Below are 17053 nucleotides of genomic sequence, written 5' to 3'. Positions count from 1 at the left end.
CCGGTATGGTCACGTTTCTCTCCGGAGGCACGGGCACGCCGAAACTCCTCCGGGGCGCGGACGCCGTCTTCCCGCCGGCCGAGACCACCGTCGTCTGTAACACCGGCGACGACGTGGAACTCGGGGGCCACCTGATCTGTCCCGACGTGGACACCGTCCTCTTTCTCGGCGGCGACGAACTCGACCTCGATACCTGGTGGGGCATCGCCGACGACTCGACGGTGACGGACGACGAACTCCACCGCCTCGCCGCGGCCGCCGGACTGGACGACGGACCACGCTACCTCCCCGACGAGCGCCAGACGGCGGGCCGAGAGATCGCCCGCTGGCGTCGCTTCTCCGGCGTCGCGGAGTTCATGCTGATCGGCGACCGTGACCGCGCCGTCCACGTCACGCGGACGAGCCTGCTGGACGAGGGCCGATCACTTACCGCTGTCACGCGAACGCTCGCCGACGCCTTCGAGACGCCCTGGGACGTGCTCCCGATGAGCGACGACCCGGTGGCGAGCATCGTCCACACCCCCGCCGGGCCGATGCACTTCCAGGAGTTCTGGGTGGGCCGAGAGGGCGAGCCGACCGTCGAGTCCGTCGAGTTCCGCGGCGGTGCGGACGCGACCGCGACCGACGCCGTACTGACCGCGCTCGACGAACCGGTCGTCGTCGGTCCGTCGAACCCGATCACGAGTATCGGCCCGATGGTTTCCGTCGACGGCATCGCGGACGCACTCCGGGAGACACCCGTCGTCGCCGTCTCCCCTTTCGTGGAGGACCGGGTCTTCTCCGGCCCGGCCGCGAAACTGCTGGCCGCCGAGGGGTACGAGCCCTCGACGGCCGGTGTCGCCGAGGCCTACGACTTTGCGGACGCGTTCGTCCTCGACGGCGAGGACGGGACCGACCTCGACCGGCCTGTCGTCCGGACCGATACGCGACTGGACACCGAGGTCGACGCCCGGCGCGTCGCCGAGGCCTGCCAGGAGGCGCTGGAGGTGGTGGCGTGACGGGCGACGCCCCGACCGAGCCACTCGAACCGCTGGCCTTCCGTCCGCGGGTCGTGCTTGCCAGCCTCAGCGGCGAGGCCGACGCCGCCTGGGCGCGTGCCGCAAGCGAGTACGCCGGCGCGGCCGTCCTCGGCGGAATCGCGCTGGACGAACCCACCCGCGAGGCGGCCCGCGAACTCGTCGCCCGGGACCGCACGGAGTTTCTGCCCGCCGATCCCGTCGCGTTCGTCGACGAACAGTTGGCCACGCTGGCCGATGCCCCGCTCCGGGCTGGGTTCAACGTCAGAACCACCGCACTCGACCCGCTCCGAGAAGTCGCCGCCGTCTGTCGGGACCGGGACGCCTTCGTCGAGATCAACGCCCACTGCCGACAGGACGAGATGTGCGCGGCGGGAGCGGGCGAGATTCTTCTTCGGGAGTCGGACCGACTCCGTGAACAGGTCGAGACCGCGGCCGAGACTGGCGCGACAGTGAGCGTCAAGGTCCGGACGGAGGTGCCGGGAGTCGATCTCCCGGCGCTGGCCGAGCGTCTCGAAACCGCGGGAGCCGACGCCGTCCACGTCGACGCCATGGACTCGGAGGCCGTCGTCGGCGACGTGGCCGCGGCGACCGACCTCTTCGTGATCGCCAACAACGAGGTTCGGGACGAAGCGAGTGTCCGGGAGTACCTGGCGTACGGCGCGGACGCGGTGAGCGTGGGTCGCCCGAGCGACGAGCCGGCGGTTCTCGAACGGGTTCGGGACGCCGCGACGGCGTGGTTCGCCGAGGGGGTCGAGTCGTGAGCCCCACCGATTCGGCCGTCGAACCGCCGCCGGGGCGCACTGTCGTCCAGAATGCACAACTCGCCCTCCTGCTGGAGGTGACGGGGACGCCCAAACCCGGCAACGTCGACCGCGCCCACGACTACGACGACCTGCGGTTCGAACACTTCATGGCCGGCGGCGTCGGCGCACGGCGGGGTCTGGAACTGGCCGCCGACGGCGAGCGCCTGGGTCGGGCCTTCGAGCGTGCGGTCGCGGGCATGAGCCAGCAACGGGCGGGCAACACGCAGTTCGGTGCCCTGCTGGTCCTCGTGCCGATGGTGCGTGCCGCCGCGGATGGCGACCTCTCGGGGAGCCACGCCGGCGACCTGGCCGAAGCGACGACCGTCGCCGACGCCGCGGACTTCTACCGGGCCTTCGAGCACGTGGACGTGGCCGTCGACGACCCGCCGGAGGGCATGGACGCGCTGGACGTGCGCCGCGGTGCCGACGCCGTTCCCGCCGTCGAACAGCAGAGCGTGACCCTCTACGACGTGATGGTCGATTCCGCCGAGGTCGACGGCATCGCCCGCGAGTGGAGCGGTGAGTTCGCGCGTTCGTTCGACGCGGCCGAGCGGCTGCTCGACCGCGACGGACCGGTCCCAGACCGGACGGCACGGATCTTCCTGGAACTGCTGGCCGAGGAACCCGACACGTTCGTCGCGACCCAGCACGACCGCGAGACGGCGGAGCGGGCGACCGAGCGAGCGGCCACCGCGCTGGCCGGCGACGCGGACCCGTGGGCGCTGGCCAACGAGTTCGTCGCCGCGGAGGTCAACCCAGGGACGACCGCCGATCTGACCGCCGCCGCGCTGTTCGTCGCGCTCGAACGGGGGCTAGAGATATGAGCGACGACGAGGAGTGGCCCGATCCGCCCGGAACGCCGGGCGAGTCCACCGACGCCGAGGGCGGCCGCCTCCCGATCCGCGCCGAGAGCGGGGCGCTGGCCATCGGCGCGGGCGTGACGGTGGCGGTCCTCGGGTACGCGGCCATCGCACTGCTGACGGGGATCGAACGGTCGGCGACGCTCTCGACCGTGTTGCGTCCGGGCGCGCTCGGCCTCTATCCCGGGGCGATGGTCGCCGGCTGGATCGACGGCGGGTCACTGCGCCGGAGCGCCGACACCGGCTTCAGGGCCGTCTTCGTCGGGACGACGCTGGCCCAGGGCGCGCTCTTTCTGCAGGCCGACGCGCCCGCGACCTTCCTCCTGCTGGGACTCATGGGCATCGCCGTCACGTACGCCGTGCCGGCGACGCTGTTCGGAGCCCTCGGCGGCGCGCTCCGCCGCTGGTACGGACGCGATCCGGAGGCTGATCTCGATGTCTGAGGGCTGGCCCGTCGAACTCCGGGGCGTCACCGAGTCCGTCGTCACGACGCTGGGGCCGAACGACCGCTGGAACGTCGCCGCGCTCGGCCTGCACGCACCCGAGAGTGACGACGGGGACGACAGCCCGGTCACCGCACGCACCTGGGGCCGAACCCGCACCTGGCGGAACTTCCGGGAGCGCGGCGAGGGAGTCGTCCAGTTCACGACCGACTCCCTCGATTTCGCCGAGGCCGCGATGACCGTCCGCGAGGAGTCCGACCCCGTACTACCGAGCGCTGACGCCTGGGCACGCGTCACCGTCGACCGGATCGACGCGGGCGCGGACGGCGACACGCAGTGGGTCGAGTGGGCGCTCGATCCCGAGGAGACCGCCGTCGAGCGCGAGACCGTCCCGACGACGAACCGGGGGTACTACGCCGTGGTCGAGGCGACCGTGGCGGCATCTCGGCTGGACGTACCGGCCTACGACCGCGCGGAGCTGGAATCCCGGCTCGACTACTTCGCCGATGTCGTCGAACGCTGTGGCGGCGAACGCGAGCGCGCGGCGATGGACGTGGTTCGGGACAACTGCTCGTGGGACGGGTAAGCGCGCGGTCGCTGGCACGCTGGCACGGGTCGCCTTTCGAACCCTTTTTGAGAGTTGGGCCAGCACGTACGACTAACATGGCAATCAAACCGGCCTACGTCAAGAAGACGGGGACGATCCTGATGGAGCGATACCCCGAGGCCTTCGGACACGACTTCGAGCACAACAAGGAACTGGTCACGGAGCTCACCAACATCGAGTCCAAGGGCGTCCGCAACCGCATCGCGGGCTACATCACCAGCAAGGAAGGCGCCGAAGTCCCCGCGTAATCTCGATTTCTCCTTCGATTTGCCCGCCCGCCAGTCTCGACGTCGTCGGTCCCGACAGTGCTCCGTCGGCGACGGCTTTCCAAACCGTTTTGAGGAGCCCCGGCCGTAGCTGTGGGTACCAATGACAGTACGTGTAGGCGTTCTCGGCGCGACCGGTGCCGTCGGACAGCGACTCATCCAGCAGATCGACCCCCACCCGGACTTCGAACTGGCGGCCCTGACTGCCTCCAGCGCGAGCGCGGGCAAGTCCTACCGCGAGGCAGCCAAGTGGCGCGTCGACAGCCCCATTCCGGCGGACGTGGCCGACACGACCGTCGTGTCGACCGACCCCGACGAGGTCCCCGACGACGTGGACCTCCTGTTCTCCTCGCTCCCCTCCAGTGTCGGCGAGGACGTCGAACCCGCGTTCGTCGAGGCGGGCTACGTCATGTCCTCGAACTCCTCGAACTTCCGGACCGACGAGGACATCCCGCTCACGATCCCCGAGGTCAACGCCGACCACCTCGGCCTCATCGAGGTCCAGCGCGACGAACGCGGCTGGGACGGTGCCCTCGTCAAGAACCCCAACTGCTCGACGATCACGATGGTCCCGCCGCTGGCCGCCCTCGACGAGGCCTTCGGCCTGACCGACGTGCGCGTCTCGACCCTGCAGGCCGTCTCCGGCGCGGGCTACTCCGGCGTCACCTCCATGGAGATCATCGACAACGCCATCCCGCACATCGGCGGCGAGGAGAAGAAGATGGAGACCGAGAGCCGGAAACTGCTCGGCGAGTTCGACGGTGCCGAGGTCCACTGGAACGACGCCGAGGTCGCCGCCTCCTGCAACCGCATCCCCACCCTGGACGGCCACCTCGAGAACGTCTGGGTCGACACCGCCGCGGACGTGACCGTCGACGAAGCCGCCGAGGCCCTGCGCGAGTACCCCAGCATCGACCTGCCGTCCTCGCCAGAGCAGCTCATCGAAGTCTTCGAGGACCCCGACCGCCCCCAGCCCCGTCTCGACCGCAACCAGAGCAACGGCATGGGTATCGCCGTCGGTGGCATTCAGGAGACCGCAGACGGCCTCCAGTTCAACTGTCTCGCCCACAACACCATCCGCGGCGCGGCCGGTGCCAGCGTCCTCAACGGCGAACTGCTGCTGGAAGAAGGCTACCTCTAGCCACTTTTTACTTCGTCGGGTGCCGCGCTGTGCGCGGCACCACTCCTCGTAAAAACTTGGGGACAAACTGCCGCGAGCGCGCCGACGGCGCGCTCGCGGTTGTTGTGCTGGTGACACCGCACCACAAAACGCCACCGCTACCGCCACCGCAAACCCGCTCCGCTACCGCCGCCGACCGCGGACCGCACTGCGACCGCCGACCGCAAACCGCCCAGCCCCGCGCTCAGTCCGCCGCAGCCTCGCCGTCGCCCTCGATCTTCACGAGGTCGTCGACCGGCGGAATCTCCGCGTCCTGCTCGGTGAGAATCTCGACCCGGCGGCTGAGTTTGTCCCGCGAGTACTCGATGACGGGAATCGGATTCGTCGCCTCACCCTGGGAAGAGTGGCGCACGACCCCAGCCACCAGCGGCATCAGGTCCTGGAGCGTGTTCTGGACGACTTCGGCGTCGACGCCCTCCTCGTGGATCAGCGTCCGAACCTCCTGCATCCCGAAGCCGACGTGACGGCCCTCGTCGCTCCGGATGCGCGTGATGCCCTCGACCAGTCCCTCCATGTGGGGGAACTCCCGGACCGCCACCTCGTCGGACCCCTGATCCGAGAAGGCCGACTGGATGCCGTAGTAGCCGGTCTGGGCCAGCACGCTCTCGACGACGAGGTGGTAGTGGCAGTACGCTTTCGCGCGGGTTTCGGGCGTGTCTTCCTCCAGCAATCGCTCCATCGCCGCCTCGTTTCGGTCGAACAGTTCCACGTAGTCGTCGTTGAAGAATCGCTGGTCGGTCGGTCTCGTCACGTCGAAGCCCAGTTCCTCCTCGACGGGATTGATAACCTCGCGCCAGTAGCGGTCGAAAAACTGGGTGTGTTTGGCCTCCTCGTAGATCTGGCTGGAGACGAACATCTGCTTGTTGATGTCCTCCAGGACCATCCCCAGCGGCATCAGGTCCTCCGTGACGGCCTCCTCGCCCGCGCCGAACAGCGCGAGCGTCGTCCGGAGTCCCTCGAACTCCGCCTCGGTCGGTTCGTCCTCGATGAACTTGCGGCGGTCGGCTTCGATGTCCTCCTGCGGAATGTCGCCGTAGGGGTCCCAGTGTCGGTAGACGGCGTTCTTGAAGTACCCCTGGGCGAACGAGTCCGGATCGAGTCGCATGTCGCGGCTGGTGTCCTCGACCTGTGTCATGGTGTCTCAACTCATACTCCGGACCCGGTAAAGTGTCCTTCGCCCCAACCAGCAGGTGTTTTAAGACCTCCCCAGCGGCCGCATCGACTCCCGCGCGGTCGTGTCGTAGCCCGCGGGGACGATCTCGGTCACGAACTGGCTCTCGATGGCCTGGAGGTGTTCCGCGACGGTCCCGGCCGAGCAGTCGAGGTCGGCGGCGATCTCCTCGCAGGTCACCTCGCGGGGGATCTCGTAGTAGCCCTTCTCGACGGCCTTCCGGACGACCTCCCGCTTGCGTTCGGTGAGGCCCGAAAACAGCGTCTTGCTCTCGGGGTCGTAGGTCCCGATTCGGAGCAGGTCGACCGACACACCATCCGGAATCACGTCGATCATCTCCCGGAGAGCCGCCTCCTCTGCGATCAGTGTGAGCTTGAGACTCGACTGTGCGGGCTCGACGAACTCCAGCGGATACTCCGGCAGGACGGCGAACTCATCCAGCAACGTCAACAGCGAATCCACCAGTTCCGTCGGATGGAAGTGACAGCGGAGCAGCTTCCCGTCGTCCGTGTCGGTCAGCTGGTAGTCGATCATGTCGTCTTCGGTCTCGGCGAGCGCGTCCAGAATGTTGCTCGTCGGCCCGTTCAACTCGTTGAGCAGTACGACTGTTCCGTCGGCTAGGAGCGTGATGTTTCGGATCGCGACCATCGTCACGTCGTGGTCGCGGAATGCAGTTTCCTTCGGATGGAACCACCCCCGGTCCGGCGTCAGCACGAACGTCCCATACCTCATGTTCTATTAGGCGAAATCCTACGTGATAATGGTTCGCATTGACAGTCGCTCCCGACGGGATTCACCCCTTTTAAGCCGCCATCACGGGAAGGATCGCACGCAATGGACATCCTGCACACCTGCATGAACGTCTCGGACGCGGACGAACTGGCCGACTGGTACGTCGAGCACCTCGACTTCGAGCGGTCCTGGGAGTTCACGAGTGATGACGGAACGACGCGGAACGTCTACGTCGCCGACGGCAACGGCGTCGAACTCCAGCTGTCCGACACCGAGGGCGAGGACGAGTTCGACTTCGGCGACGGCTGGGACCACTTCGCCGTCGCGGTCGACGACGTGGACGCCGCCTTCGATGAGATCGACCACCACGGCGTCGTCCAGGAACCGAGCGATCAGCCCGCCGCGGGCGCGCGCACCGCTTTCGTCGAGGACCCCGACGGCCACGTCGTGGAGCTGATCGAACCGCTCTAAATTTGTACTTCGTCGGGTCCCTCGCTACGCTCGGTATCTCTCCTCGCAAGAATTTGGTATAAAAACCATCCGGACGCTCGCTACGTTCGCGTCCGGTGTCCTCGTGAGTGACCGCAGGGAACGAACGAGGGTTCGTCAGAGCTTTGCGCTGACGGTGAACCGCGGCGCGGAGCGCCGCGTATGCTACTCAGGAAGGATCGACGCGGTTTTCCAGTTCCGCCAGTTCGCCGGCGACGACGCGCTCGGCGTTCCCGGCCACGATGTCGGCCAGTCGCTCGTGGTAAGCCGGCGTGCGCCCGGCGCTGTGTGGCGTGATCTGGACGTTCCCGAAGTTCCAGAGTGGGTGGTCCTCGGGGAGCGGTTCGGGGTCGGTCACGTCCACCGCTGCGCCGCGGATACCGCCACTCCGGAGCATCGCGACCAGCGCGTCGGTGTCGACGACGCCGCCGCGAGCGACGTTGACCAGCACCGCGTCGGTCGGGAGCGTGTGGAGTTCGGCGTCCCCGATCAGGCCCTCGGTCTCGTCGGTCAAGGGACAGGCGAGGACGACGTACTCCGAGCGGGCGAGCGCGTCGTGCAGGTCGTCGTAGCCGACGATTTCGTCACAGGGGCCGCCCGTCTCGGGTGCGTGACGGACGCCGACGGTCTCGACGCCGAACGGGGCGAGTCGCTCCGCGATCCCGGTCCCGATAGCGCCCAGGCCGACGACGGTGACGGTACTGCCAGCCAGTTCACCGGGGTCGGTGACGCGCCACTCCCGGCGCTCCTGTCGTCGCCAGGCGTCGTGGAGCCCGCGTGCGAACGTCAGAACGAACCCGAGGGCCTGTTCGGCGACGTTTGGCACGTGGACGCCGCCTGCGGTCGTCACCGCGACGTCGTTGGCGGCGAGTTCGTCGAGGGGCAGGTGATCGTACCCGGCGTACGCACAGGCGAACAGTTCGAGGTCGGGGGCATCGACCAGCAGGTCGGGATCGACGGTCGGCCCGACCAGCACCGTCGCGTTCCTCACCTGCTCCTGGGGCGGGGTCGGTGTCGTCGCTTCCCTGACCGTCCACTCCGGGAGGCGCTCACGGATCGCGGTCGCGAGGTCTGCCGGTGCCAGCCCGTTGAACTTCTCCCCGAGGATTAGCAGGTCTCGGCTCGGTTCGTCCGGTCGCGTCATGGTCGGGGTGGCGGTACCGGCGGGCAAAAGTCTGGGGGCTGCTGCACCGATGCGCGTTCCACGGTCGCCGGAAATCGGTCTGCATCACCGGCCCAATCTTTCGAGAACCCGAACTGGTCGATATCCTGTAGTATTCGAAGTCGATGAACTGAACGAAACGGAACGAACGGTCGTCGTATTTGATTGGACTCCCCTGTGGTATCGGGTGTATGGACACGTGGAATAACCGCGTCGTACTCGTCGCCGTGGGAGACGAGTCGCGGCGGCAAACCTATCGGGAGTGGCTCGGTGAGGAGTACGACGTCTGGACTGCCGCGGGGAGGCTCGACGTCTACGAGAAGGTCGGTACCGCCGTCGACGTCGTCCTCGCGGACGAGGGACTCCTCGACCGTGACGGCCTCAGTGCAGGCACGTTCCGGGACGCGACCGGCGGGTGTCGGGTGGTCTTGCTCGACGGCGGCGACCCGGGACTGGACCCCGATCTGACGATGCCCGATCCCGACCCCGAGCGGCTCGCGAGCACGACAGAGCGCCTGTTGGTCGAGACCGCCTGTGAACGCTTGCTCGCGGAATCGGCGACGCTGGCCGAACGGAAAGCCCGGCTGGAGCGGGAACTCGACGCGCCCTCCCGAGACGCCGTCGAGGAGTATCGCGTGGCTCGCGAGCGGTTTCAGGAACTCAGCCGGCGGCTCGACGATCTCGTCCAGCGGGCCGACTTCGACTGGTCGGCGCTGTTCGACAGCCGCGTGGCCGGCGACGGGGCCGGCGAGTTGACGGCCAGTCGCGCCGTCGAATGAACGGTATTTAACTCCCTTCAGCGCAGGCTACCGGGTATGCAACAGGTGGACGTGGCGATCGTCGGCGGCGGCCCAGCCGGGTCGTCGGCTGCGTACGAGGCCGCGGTGCAGGGTGCCGAGACGGTCGTCGTCGAGAAGGGGGTTCCACGTGCGGATCGCGAGGGATTGGGGCCCGATTCGACGGACGCCGCGGGAATGCTCGACTACTGGGTCGACATCATGGACTTCCGACCCGAGGAGATCCCCGACGACATCATCCTCAGCGACCTCGACGGTGCCTCGTTCATCGGCCCCAACGAGTCGGTCACGATCCGAGACACGGGCATCGACGCGACCTATCCCGAGTTCGGGTTCGCCTTCCACCGCGCCCGGTTCGACGACTGGCTCCGCGAGCGCGCCGAGTCGGCCGGCGCGACCTACCGGATCGGCACCTCCGTCTCGGACGTGACCACCGACATGACTGGCGGACACACCCACGAGGTCGACCTCGCCGAGGGCGAGAACGTCGAGGCGCGCTACCTGATCCTCGCGGACGGGCCCCAGCGGACCGTCACGACCGACGCCGTCGACCAATTCCTCCCCCACGATCACAGCGTCCGCGACTACCTCGATTCGAACATCGCCAACCACATCGCCTACCAGGAACACCGCGAGGTCCCGGAGGAACTGTTCGACGAGGGCCTGCTGAAGTTCTGGTGGGGCGTCATGCCCGGTCACACGGCCTATCCGTGGGTCTTCCCGAACGACGACAACGTCGCTCGTATCGGGTTGACGATGCCCATCGGGATGGACCTCGCGGATGTCGACAGTCCACAGGACTACGCCCTGCTTGACCCCGACGACGAGCAGATCCCGCCGGGCCGGGTGTACGTCCGCCGGCTGATCGAACGCGAGTACCCCGAGTACGACATCGAGGAGGACTTTCCCCTCGTCGAAGACCGGGGAAAACGAAAAGGCACGGAGGCCTACCCGATCTCTTCGACCCGGCCCATCGAGTCCCCGACCGAGGCCGGCGTCGCCGTCGTCGGCGGCGCGATGGGCGCGACCTCCGCGTTCCACGAGGGCGGTGACCACGTGGCCGTCCGAACCGGGAAGATTGCCGGCCAGCTCGCCGGCCAGGGCCGCCTCGACCGCTACAACCGGGAGTGGAAACGCGCCATCGGCGAGGAGGTCCGCCGGAACGTCTCGCTCGCGGACATGGTTCGGGGCTGGGAGCCCGGCGACTGGGACGACACCTTCCGGCTCGTGGACAACATGATGAACCGCGGCGAGTACTCGCCGACACAGGCCCTCGGGTCGGGTCTGAGCGGCATTCGGCTGGTCGCGGAGTACAAACTCCGGAAGCTCAGCCTCAGCTCCGGCCGCTACGTCCAGTTGCGCCAGGACGACTACCTGTTCTAGCGCGACAGCCTCTTACCGGGCGGTCGTCTATCGCCGCCTGCGTGCCTCTAGTCCCCGCCCGAGCACACCCGTCAGGGCGCGATGACCGCGCGGAGAACCCGGGCACGCGACAGTCGACTGGCGGCCACAAGTCGCCACGATTGGAGACGTAATCTCCCGCGCTCGCGGCTGACGCCGCTCGCGTGTTCGGGGACTCTGACGAGTCCCCCACTCGGCGGTTGACACCGCCTCACAGTTCCGAGTCTCTGTCGAGACTCCCACCCGGCACGAGGGTTTCCCGACTGACAGGGCACACCGCCCCGAATGATGTCGGTCGTTAGTGTTCCGGGTGTACATTTCTAAAAGTTATAGATATTATTCTCAGATAATCTGTAACGACCGCCTTCCCTGGTGTGGCGTGTGCAAAGTTGAGCACGTTGCGATTGCTGAATACAGGGCGCATATTCAGCAGATGGGAGTCTCCCCTGTCTGTAGTGAGGCGACGAGTGTATCGGAAACAGTTGTGACCGTCGAAAAGAGGAACGCTAAACTAGTCTCGCGGAACTGTCTCGACTGGTTTCTCCGTGGCGGGTGCAGGCGGTTCGTGCGTGCCCAAGTCCGGGTGCGTCTCCTCCATCCAGATGTACACAACCGCACCGGATACGAACATCAGGCCGGCCGTCATGTAGAACGCGGCTTCGGCGTTCACGAACTTCATGGAGAGCCCGATCAGGATCGCGCCGACGGCGTAGCCGGAGTCCCGCCACATCCGGTAGACGCCCATGCCTGCGGACCGCCAAGTCGGATGTGCTGCGTCGCTCGGAACCGTCATCAGGTGCGGATACAGTAACGCCATTCCGATGCCGGAGACGGCGGCCAGCACCGCCCAGGAGAGGTATCCCTTGACGAGCACCATTCCGAGGACTCCCGCACCTGCGAGGAACATGCCCAAGACGACGGGTGGTCGACGACCGATCCGATCGGCGAGGCCCCCGGTCGCGATCTGGAGGAAGTACATCGCGCTGTGGACGCCGACGACGACGCCGACTGCCGCGATCTCGGCGGTCGTCGGGACTCCGAACCAGTGACCACAATGTCCATGCCCGTGTTCCGTCAATACGGTCCACATGACTGACTCGCCCGAGTCGGATTCCTCGCCGCTTCTCGAAGCGAAGGAATTCGACGAATCGTCGGTCTTTACGCCTGAGGCGTTGCTGGAGAATGCCCGCCGACAGAAGGACCTCCCGGAACGCTCGGTTCCGGATATCTGTGTCCTCGATCCGGACGGTGATATCGTGCGCCATCTGACGGCCGCTGGAGCGGCACGGAAAGACGACGCTTGGCCCGGCTACCACACGGATCTCTACCGGTTCAAACGAAACGGTGTGGAGTTCGGTATCGTCGGCTGTGCGGTGGGGGCATCGTTCGCCGTTCTCGTCGCGGAGCAACTGTTCGCCGCCGGCTGCCGATTTCTCGTCAGCGTGACCTCGTCGGGACAGATCGTGCCGAAGGACGATCCGCCCTACTTCGTTCTCATCGAACGGGCGCTCCGCGACGAAGGGACGAGTCATCACTACGATACACCGAGTCGGTATGCAACTCTCCGGGACGAACTCCTGGCTCCGGTTGAAGCGGCGTGCGAGAGTGTGTCTCGGCCCGTTTATACCGGGGCAACGTGGACGACGGACGCTCCGTTCCGGGAGACAGAGACTGCGATTCAACGTGCTGAGTCTGAAGACATCTTGGCAGTCGAAATGGAAGCAGCTGCACTGTATACGTTCGCGGCGGTTCGAGAGCAGCCTGTCGTCTGCTTCGCGCACGTGACCAACCAGATGGGACAGACAGAGGAGGATTTCGAGAAAGGGGAGGCGGATGGAACTCGCGACGCCCTCGAGGTTATCGATGCGGCCGCTACAGCCTGGCAGTCTTGGTTTGAACAGTAAATCATCGACCTGCGAGTTGGTTGCTGAGACGAGAGCCAAGTATCTGGAGTGATTCGCGCTGTCTATAACCTCTGTATCCAGCAAGCCAATCATATCATATACTAATAATATCCAACGGATCGGGCTTGCCATATGCCGGTTCCACTTCCACCGGGCCTACTGGTAGATTCTCGCCCGATAGTGTTCCGGGTGTACATTTCTAATGGTTATAAAAATTATTCTCAAATAATTCGTGGCGACCGCTATCCCAGGTGTGGCGTGTCCAAAGTTCATCACGTTGGATGCTGAATACAGGGCGCGAATGGATCATTCCATCTATTGTCCCACAAAATATTTCCAATAATCAAAACGAGAGCCAGTATGAACCGTCGAGCCCTCGTATTTGTCTCTATTCTTCTGTTGAGCGGTTGTTCTGGGGTGACGACAAACCCCATGACACCAGAGAATACGGCTACCGATACACTAACAAGGCCCACAGAAACCAGATCACCACCGTCGGTCTCAGCTGTGAACTACAGTATAGAACCACGAAATCTCGGGTGGCCGTTTCCACCATACAATAAACGGCCAGAGGCTGGTCCCGGTTATATAGTCGGAGAATGTTCAACGCCTCAATTCGACGGAATGGTTGATGCTTACGTCTGGAATCCAACCCCTGAAAATCGAACGCTCACGGTTTTTCTGTCGTACGGCCAAACTGAGACGATATTTCACGAAACGATCCGCCTCTCACCGTACGAAACTCGTGGATTTAGATTTGAACAGTCGGGTCAATACCTGCTCACAGTCGAGTATATGAATCAATCCGAGAGAAAACCAATCACGATAGAACCGTCTGACTGTAACGACAAAGCGCACGGGATCTGGATAGACCGATCCGGTATTATCGACGACCGTACCCTCAACTGCTCTGTTTTGTAGGTCGAGCGGTGACTGATGGATGTCTCAGGTATGAGAAATCTTTCGTCTGTATCCATCACGGCAGCATATTCATCTCGAATCACCGAACGTCCGTTTACACCTTCGATCAGCTGTGGTTCACCCACGAGTTGTCCGGGTCAGCTCCTGGACACGCCAGATTTATTCGACCACCAGACTTCTTCCTATGTATGAGCACCGACACCGACGACGCCGGCGACGACGAGCCGGGGCCGATCAACATCTCGCTATCGCTGGGCGAGAGCGGCGACGTGTGGGTCGCTCGCGACGAGGACACCGGTGTTACCTCGCAGGGTCAGACTCGACGGGCTGCACTCGAAAACCTCGACGAGGCCGTCGCCGGCTATCACGGTGCCGGAGAGTCACCGAGTGACGACGACCTCCGAGAGATGGGGATCGACCCCGATCAGAACACCGCTGGATCGCTGGACGAGTCGGATATCTTCGAGTAACCGAATGGCTCGGGGACCGTTTTCCGGCAGGGAGGTCGTGAAGGTGATGGTCAACAGTGGAATCTACGAATGGGACCGGACGAACGGCGACCACGCAATTCTCCGCTGGGAACCCCCCGACGACCACGATTCGGATGCCCGGACTGTCCCGGTGCCGCTGCACGAAGAGGTCGATACGGGGACCTTGCGGAGCATCGCAGAGCAAGCTGGCGCGAAGGATTTCGACGAATTCTGTGCGTGGATCGACCGAAATAGCTAGTCTGTGGCAGTCTTCCCGGGGTTCGCTCTACTATCGCACAGAGGCGAAGCTACTAGTAGATTCTTGCCCGGTAGTGTTTCGGGTGTACATTTTAGATATTATTCACAGTTGATTTAAAATGGCCGCGTTCCCTGGTGTGGTTTGTTCTACGTTCATCACGGTGGGATTGCTGAATACAGGGCGCGTATCTCGCACGAGACTTTGGGAGTCAAGTCGGTGTCTCCAGCGAGGCACTCCGTGTTCGACATCGAATATCAAACGATTTACTCTAATCGAATATATACCGCAGAGTTTCTATACCTGATATTTGTCCGATTTCTGTCCCACGTGAAAATATCGGACTCGGCGGAAGAGAGGGGGTCTGCCGAAGTCCGATTACTCGGACGAATCAATCCGGAGAAGCCGTCTCGACAACAATGTAGTCGCCGCTTTCGTCGACGTATCCAACGGTCTCGGCACAGTCCGGACAGCTTGCCTCCTGACGCTGCTCGGGTAACCCCTCCGGAACCGCTGTCTCGCCACCACACTCTGGACAGGTCATCACTTCACCCGGGGCGGCAATCACGGTACTATCGTCGCTGCCCCCGTCGGTGGAGCCTTGCTCAGCCTTTTCCGGTGTCGACCGAGCCTGGTCGGACTGGGACTCGGCATCCTCGGACGGGGCCGTGGACGTGGTGTTCGGTTTTGCACCATCTGACCGGGCGCGTTCGGTGGTGATGTTCGGGGAGCTTCGACGTATCGCTGTTGCGACACGATTAACCTCCCGAACCGACGGCGAGAGGTCCGTGGCTTCGTACTCCGTATTTGATGTTTCGATCTCGATACCAGGTGCGACGTCGTTCGTTATCGATACACTTTGGACCTCTTCGTATGGGACTTCGATTGTCCGCTCGTCAATCTGTCCGGTCCTGATCTCCATCACGATGCGATTCTCTTGCACCGCAAAGGACAGTCCGACTGCGTCGAGGGACACTGCTCCCGTCGACACGACTCGGTTCGGTTCGGCGGCGTATGGAATGGTGTCAGACATTACTGAGGGTTCGGTAGCAGCCGTTCGCTACGAGGGGACGCTGCACGGTACCGGGATTGTGCCGTCCCCAGACCGGTCGGTCGCCATGTCGTCTCTCGGTCACTGGCGGTCCTGCAGTTTTTCCATCATTTTGTTGAAACTTTCCGCAATAGCTGCGAGGTTCGGGTCGTCGACGTTCTCGTCTAGTCGCTGAGAGAGGTCACCACTCGCCACGGCATCCATCTGTGCGGACCACTCACCTGCAGCGTTTTCGAGCTCCCGCTCCCGTTCGACAGCCTCATCGATGACCTCTGTCCGTCCCTCGGTCCCGTCACGGAAGGCCGCCAGCGCTCGGTATATTTCGCCGAACTCGTCGTCCCGGTTCGTCTCAAGACGCGTGTCGAAGTCACCCTCTTCGAGTTGCCGGGCTCTGGCGGCGACAATCTGTAGTGCCGACATTGCTTCACGACCCACGGAAGCAGCAAGGAAGAGCACCCCAATCAAAAGGACAATGACTATTGTTACGATACCCGATAGAAGGTCGGCCTGTAACGACCCATCTAGCCTCGGTGCCAGATTTGTGTACACGTTGAGCGCTGCCACGACAATTGCACCAACGACTAAAATCGCCCCAATTCCGAATTTCGTCGTGTACCGCGTCCGCGAACGGGATGCCTCTGGCATCTCTATATCCGCTAAGGTTTTCCGAATTATATAATGCTTGATTCGGGGCTCAGTCGTCAGCGGTGCTACCAACGCTGGTGGCGTCTCGGGAGATGAACCGGTTCAGTTCGTACTGTCGTAGCAATATGATAGACATAAGCCCGACCTTCGCGGTCAGGTCCAAGACGACAACGGTAAAGTCGAGATCCCCAGCTTGCAACACACCGGCGCCGAGCGGACCGAGCAGGTAGACGACGGGGTATACCGCCCACACCGTTACAGTCAGATCGCGGGTGCTAATGAAAAGGCTGTGAGCAGTCCGTGAAGCGCCGACCGACGCCTGCCCGAACGTTCGAATGAACAGGTAGACTAGACCGACGAACAAGAGCAGCGATACCCCGAATGCGACCCACTGTAGCGGTCCAGAGAGAATAGTAAACACGTATCCGAGAGCGATCATCAGGACGTTCGTCCCGACGGCAACAGCCCGAGTCGAAGAGTCGGCATCTGCGAGCAGACCGAGGTAGTACGTGATTATCGGCGTCGAGATCATCCAGTCCGCGAACCGCAGCAACTCGACATCGATGACGCTTGGAAGCATCCCTAGGGTGGCGGCGGTCATCCCGATGTACGCTGTTCCTGCGACGGTCGCGTGTACCGGTGGGAGGTAATAGAACGGCGAACTAAGCGTCCCCCGTCGTATTGCGAACCAAATGAAAAGCACGACCGAGAGAAAGAATATGCTGGCGCCAATACCAAACCAGACGGTTGAGCCGATCGGTAGTGTTCAGATTAGCTGATTCCATGCGAAGGCGAACGATTGGAGCCAGTCGTCGGCTGTTTCTCGCTCGGCGTTGCTGAAACAATTTGAGAACGAAGAGGTACGGCGTTTTACCT

19 protein-coding genes and 2 pseudogenes are annotated in these 17053 nt (G+C 64.0%); 13 read left to right on the top strand and 8 right to left on the bottom strand.

What is annotated here, in order from left to right:
* Positions 1-5: 5 nt before the first annotated feature.
* From cofD to asd, 7 genes are all read left to right on the top strand, one after another.
* On the top strand, positions 6-998 hold the full coding sequence (gene cofD / locus MU521_RS11450; RefSeq protein ID WP_092695508.1) for a 2-phospho-L-lactate transferase: 993 nt from the start codon (positions 6-8) through the stop codon (positions 996-998).
* A complete protein-coding gene (locus tag MU521_RS11445; RefSeq protein ID WP_245681246.1) occupies positions 995-1780 on the top strand; it encodes a tRNA-dihydrouridine synthase in 786 nt (261 codons plus the stop codon). Before cofD ends, MU521_RS11445 begins: the two co-directional genes overlap by 4 nt.
* Positions 1777-2646: a triphosphoribosyl-dephospho-CoA synthase gene (locus tag MU521_RS11440; RefSeq protein ID WP_092695506.1), complete on the top strand. Its 870-nt coding sequence runs from the start codon at positions 1777-1779 to the stop codon at positions 2644-2646. The genes MU521_RS11445 and MU521_RS11440 overlap by 4 nt, the downstream gene beginning before the upstream one ends.
* On the top strand, positions 2643-3125 hold the full coding sequence (locus MU521_RS11435; protein ID WP_092695504.1) for a hypothetical protein: 483 nt from the start codon (positions 2643-2645) through the stop codon (positions 3123-3125). The genes MU521_RS11440 and MU521_RS11435 overlap by 4 nt, the downstream gene beginning before the upstream one ends.
* Positions 3118-3711: a DUF447 domain-containing protein gene (locus tag MU521_RS11430; RefSeq protein ID WP_092695502.1), complete on the top strand. Its 594-nt coding sequence runs from the start codon at positions 3118-3120 to the stop codon at positions 3709-3711. The genes MU521_RS11435 and MU521_RS11430 overlap by 8 nt, the downstream gene beginning before the upstream one ends.
* A 77-nt stretch (positions 3712-3788) precedes the next feature.
* On the top strand, positions 3789-3980 hold the full coding sequence (locus MU521_RS11425) for a 30S ribosomal protein S17e (protein WP_092695500.1): 192 nt from the start codon (positions 3789-3791) through the stop codon (positions 3978-3980).
* A 121-nt stretch (positions 3981-4101) separates the two neighbouring features.
* The gene (gene asd / locus MU521_RS11420) at positions 4102-5139 is read left to right on the top strand and encodes an aspartate-semialdehyde dehydrogenase (protein ID WP_092695498.1); all 1038 of its coding nucleotides are present in this window, start codon (positions 4102-4104) and stop codon (positions 5137-5139) included.
* A 223-nt stretch (positions 5140-5362) separates the two neighbouring features.
* Here the strand turns inward: asd and MU521_RS11415 are convergent, their stop codons facing one another.
* Together MU521_RS11415 and MU521_RS11410 are read right to left on the bottom strand one after the other, a co-directional pair.
* A complete protein-coding gene (locus MU521_RS11415) occupies positions 5363-6313 on the bottom strand; it encodes a ferritin family protein (protein ID WP_092695496.1) in 951 nt (316 codons plus the stop codon).
* Positions 6314-6373: 60 nt separating this feature from the next.
* Positions 6374-7081: a helix-turn-helix domain-containing protein gene (locus MU521_RS11410; protein ID WP_092695494.1), complete on the bottom strand. Its 708-nt coding sequence runs from the start codon at positions 7079-7081 to the stop codon at positions 6374-6376.
* Positions 7082-7183: 102 nt separating this feature from the next.
* On the opposite strand from MU521_RS11410, the gene MU521_RS11405 reads away from it, so the two are divergent.
* Positions 7184-7552, top strand: a complete 369-nt coding sequence (locus MU521_RS11405) for a VOC family protein (RefSeq protein WP_092695492.1) — start codon at positions 7184-7186, stop codon at positions 7550-7552.
* Between the two features lie 187 nt (positions 7553-7739).
* Here MU521_RS11405 and MU521_RS11400 read toward each other — a convergent pair whose 3' ends face one another.
* Positions 7740-8714: a D-2-hydroxyacid dehydrogenase gene (locus tag MU521_RS11400; protein ID WP_092695490.1), complete on the bottom strand. Its 975-nt coding sequence runs from the start codon at positions 8712-8714 to the stop codon at positions 7740-7742.
* Positions 8715-8923: 209 nt separating this feature from the next.
* Between MU521_RS11400 and MU521_RS11395 the strand changes: the two genes are divergently transcribed.
* Both MU521_RS11395 and MU521_RS11390 read left to right on the top strand, forming a co-directional pair.
* Entirely contained in the window at positions 8924-9511 is a 588-nt protein-coding gene (locus MU521_RS11395; RefSeq protein ID WP_092695488.1) for a HalX domain-containing protein, read from the top strand.
* A 36-nt stretch (positions 9512-9547) separates the two neighbouring features.
* On the top strand, positions 9548-10912 hold the full coding sequence (locus MU521_RS11390; protein WP_092695486.1) for an NAD(P)/FAD-dependent oxidoreductase: 1365 nt from the start codon (positions 9548-9550) through the stop codon (positions 10910-10912).
* A 529-nt stretch (positions 10913-11441) separates the two neighbouring features.
* On the opposite strand, the pseudogene MU521_RS11385 reads toward MU521_RS11390, so the two are convergent.
* A pseudogene (locus MU521_RS11385) lies at positions 11442-11948 on the bottom strand (MFS transporter); the annotation flags it as partial.
* 70 nt (positions 11949-12018) lie between these two features.
* Here MU521_RS11385 and MU521_RS11380 point away from each other — a divergent pair.
* The 3 genes from MU521_RS11380 (at position 12019) to MU521_RS11370 (ending at position 14484) form a co-directional block, all read left to right on the top strand.
* Complete coding sequence (locus MU521_RS11380; protein WP_092695484.1) at positions 12019-12834, top strand: nucleoside phosphorylase; 816 nt, start codon at positions 12019-12021, stop codon at positions 12832-12834.
* A gap of 1109 nt (positions 12835-13943) precedes the next feature.
* Positions 13944-14225: a type II toxin-antitoxin system HicB family antitoxin gene (locus MU521_RS11375; protein WP_092695482.1), complete on the top strand. Its 282-nt coding sequence runs from the start codon at positions 13944-13946 to the stop codon at positions 14223-14225.
* 4 nt (positions 14226-14229) lie between these two features.
* Positions 14230-14484, top strand: a complete 255-nt coding sequence (locus tag MU521_RS11370) for a type II toxin-antitoxin system HicA family toxin (protein ID WP_092695480.1) — start codon at positions 14230-14232, stop codon at positions 14482-14484.
* 388 nt (positions 14485-14872) lie between these two features.
* On the opposite strand, the gene MU521_RS11365 is transcribed toward MU521_RS11370, so the two are convergent.
* The 4 genes and pseudogenes from MU521_RS11365 to MU521_RS11350 form a co-directional block, all read right to left on the bottom strand.
* Positions 14873-15457 (bottom strand): YdbT family protein, encoded by a 585-nt coding sequence (locus tag MU521_RS11365; protein WP_139171205.1) that lies wholly within the window; start codon positions 15455-15457, stop codon positions 14873-14875.
* Between the two features lie 156 nt (positions 15458-15613).
* The gene (locus tag MU521_RS11360) at positions 15614-16177 is read right to left on the bottom strand and encodes a HAMP domain-containing protein (RefSeq protein WP_092695476.1); all 564 of its coding nucleotides are present in this window, start codon (positions 16175-16177) and stop codon (positions 15614-15616) included.
* 49 nt (positions 16178-16226) lie between these two features.
* The gene (locus MU521_RS11355) at positions 16227-16934 is read right to left on the bottom strand and encodes a bacteriorhodopsin (RefSeq protein WP_092695474.1); all 708 of its coding nucleotides are present in this window, start codon (positions 16932-16934) and stop codon (positions 16227-16229) included.
* Positions 16935-16943: 9 nt separating this feature from the next.
* Positions 16944-17053: pseudogene (locus tag MU521_RS11350) on the bottom strand (IS6 family transposase); the annotation flags it as partial.

The organism is Halorientalis regularis (assembly GCF_023698535.1).
Taxonomy (GTDB): domain Archaea; phylum Halobacteriota; class Halobacteria; order Halobacteriales; family Haloarculaceae; genus Halorientalis; species Halorientalis regularis.
The sequence above is the reverse complement of the archived record's forward strand: the minus strand, read 5'-3'. Positions and strand labels throughout refer to the sequence as shown.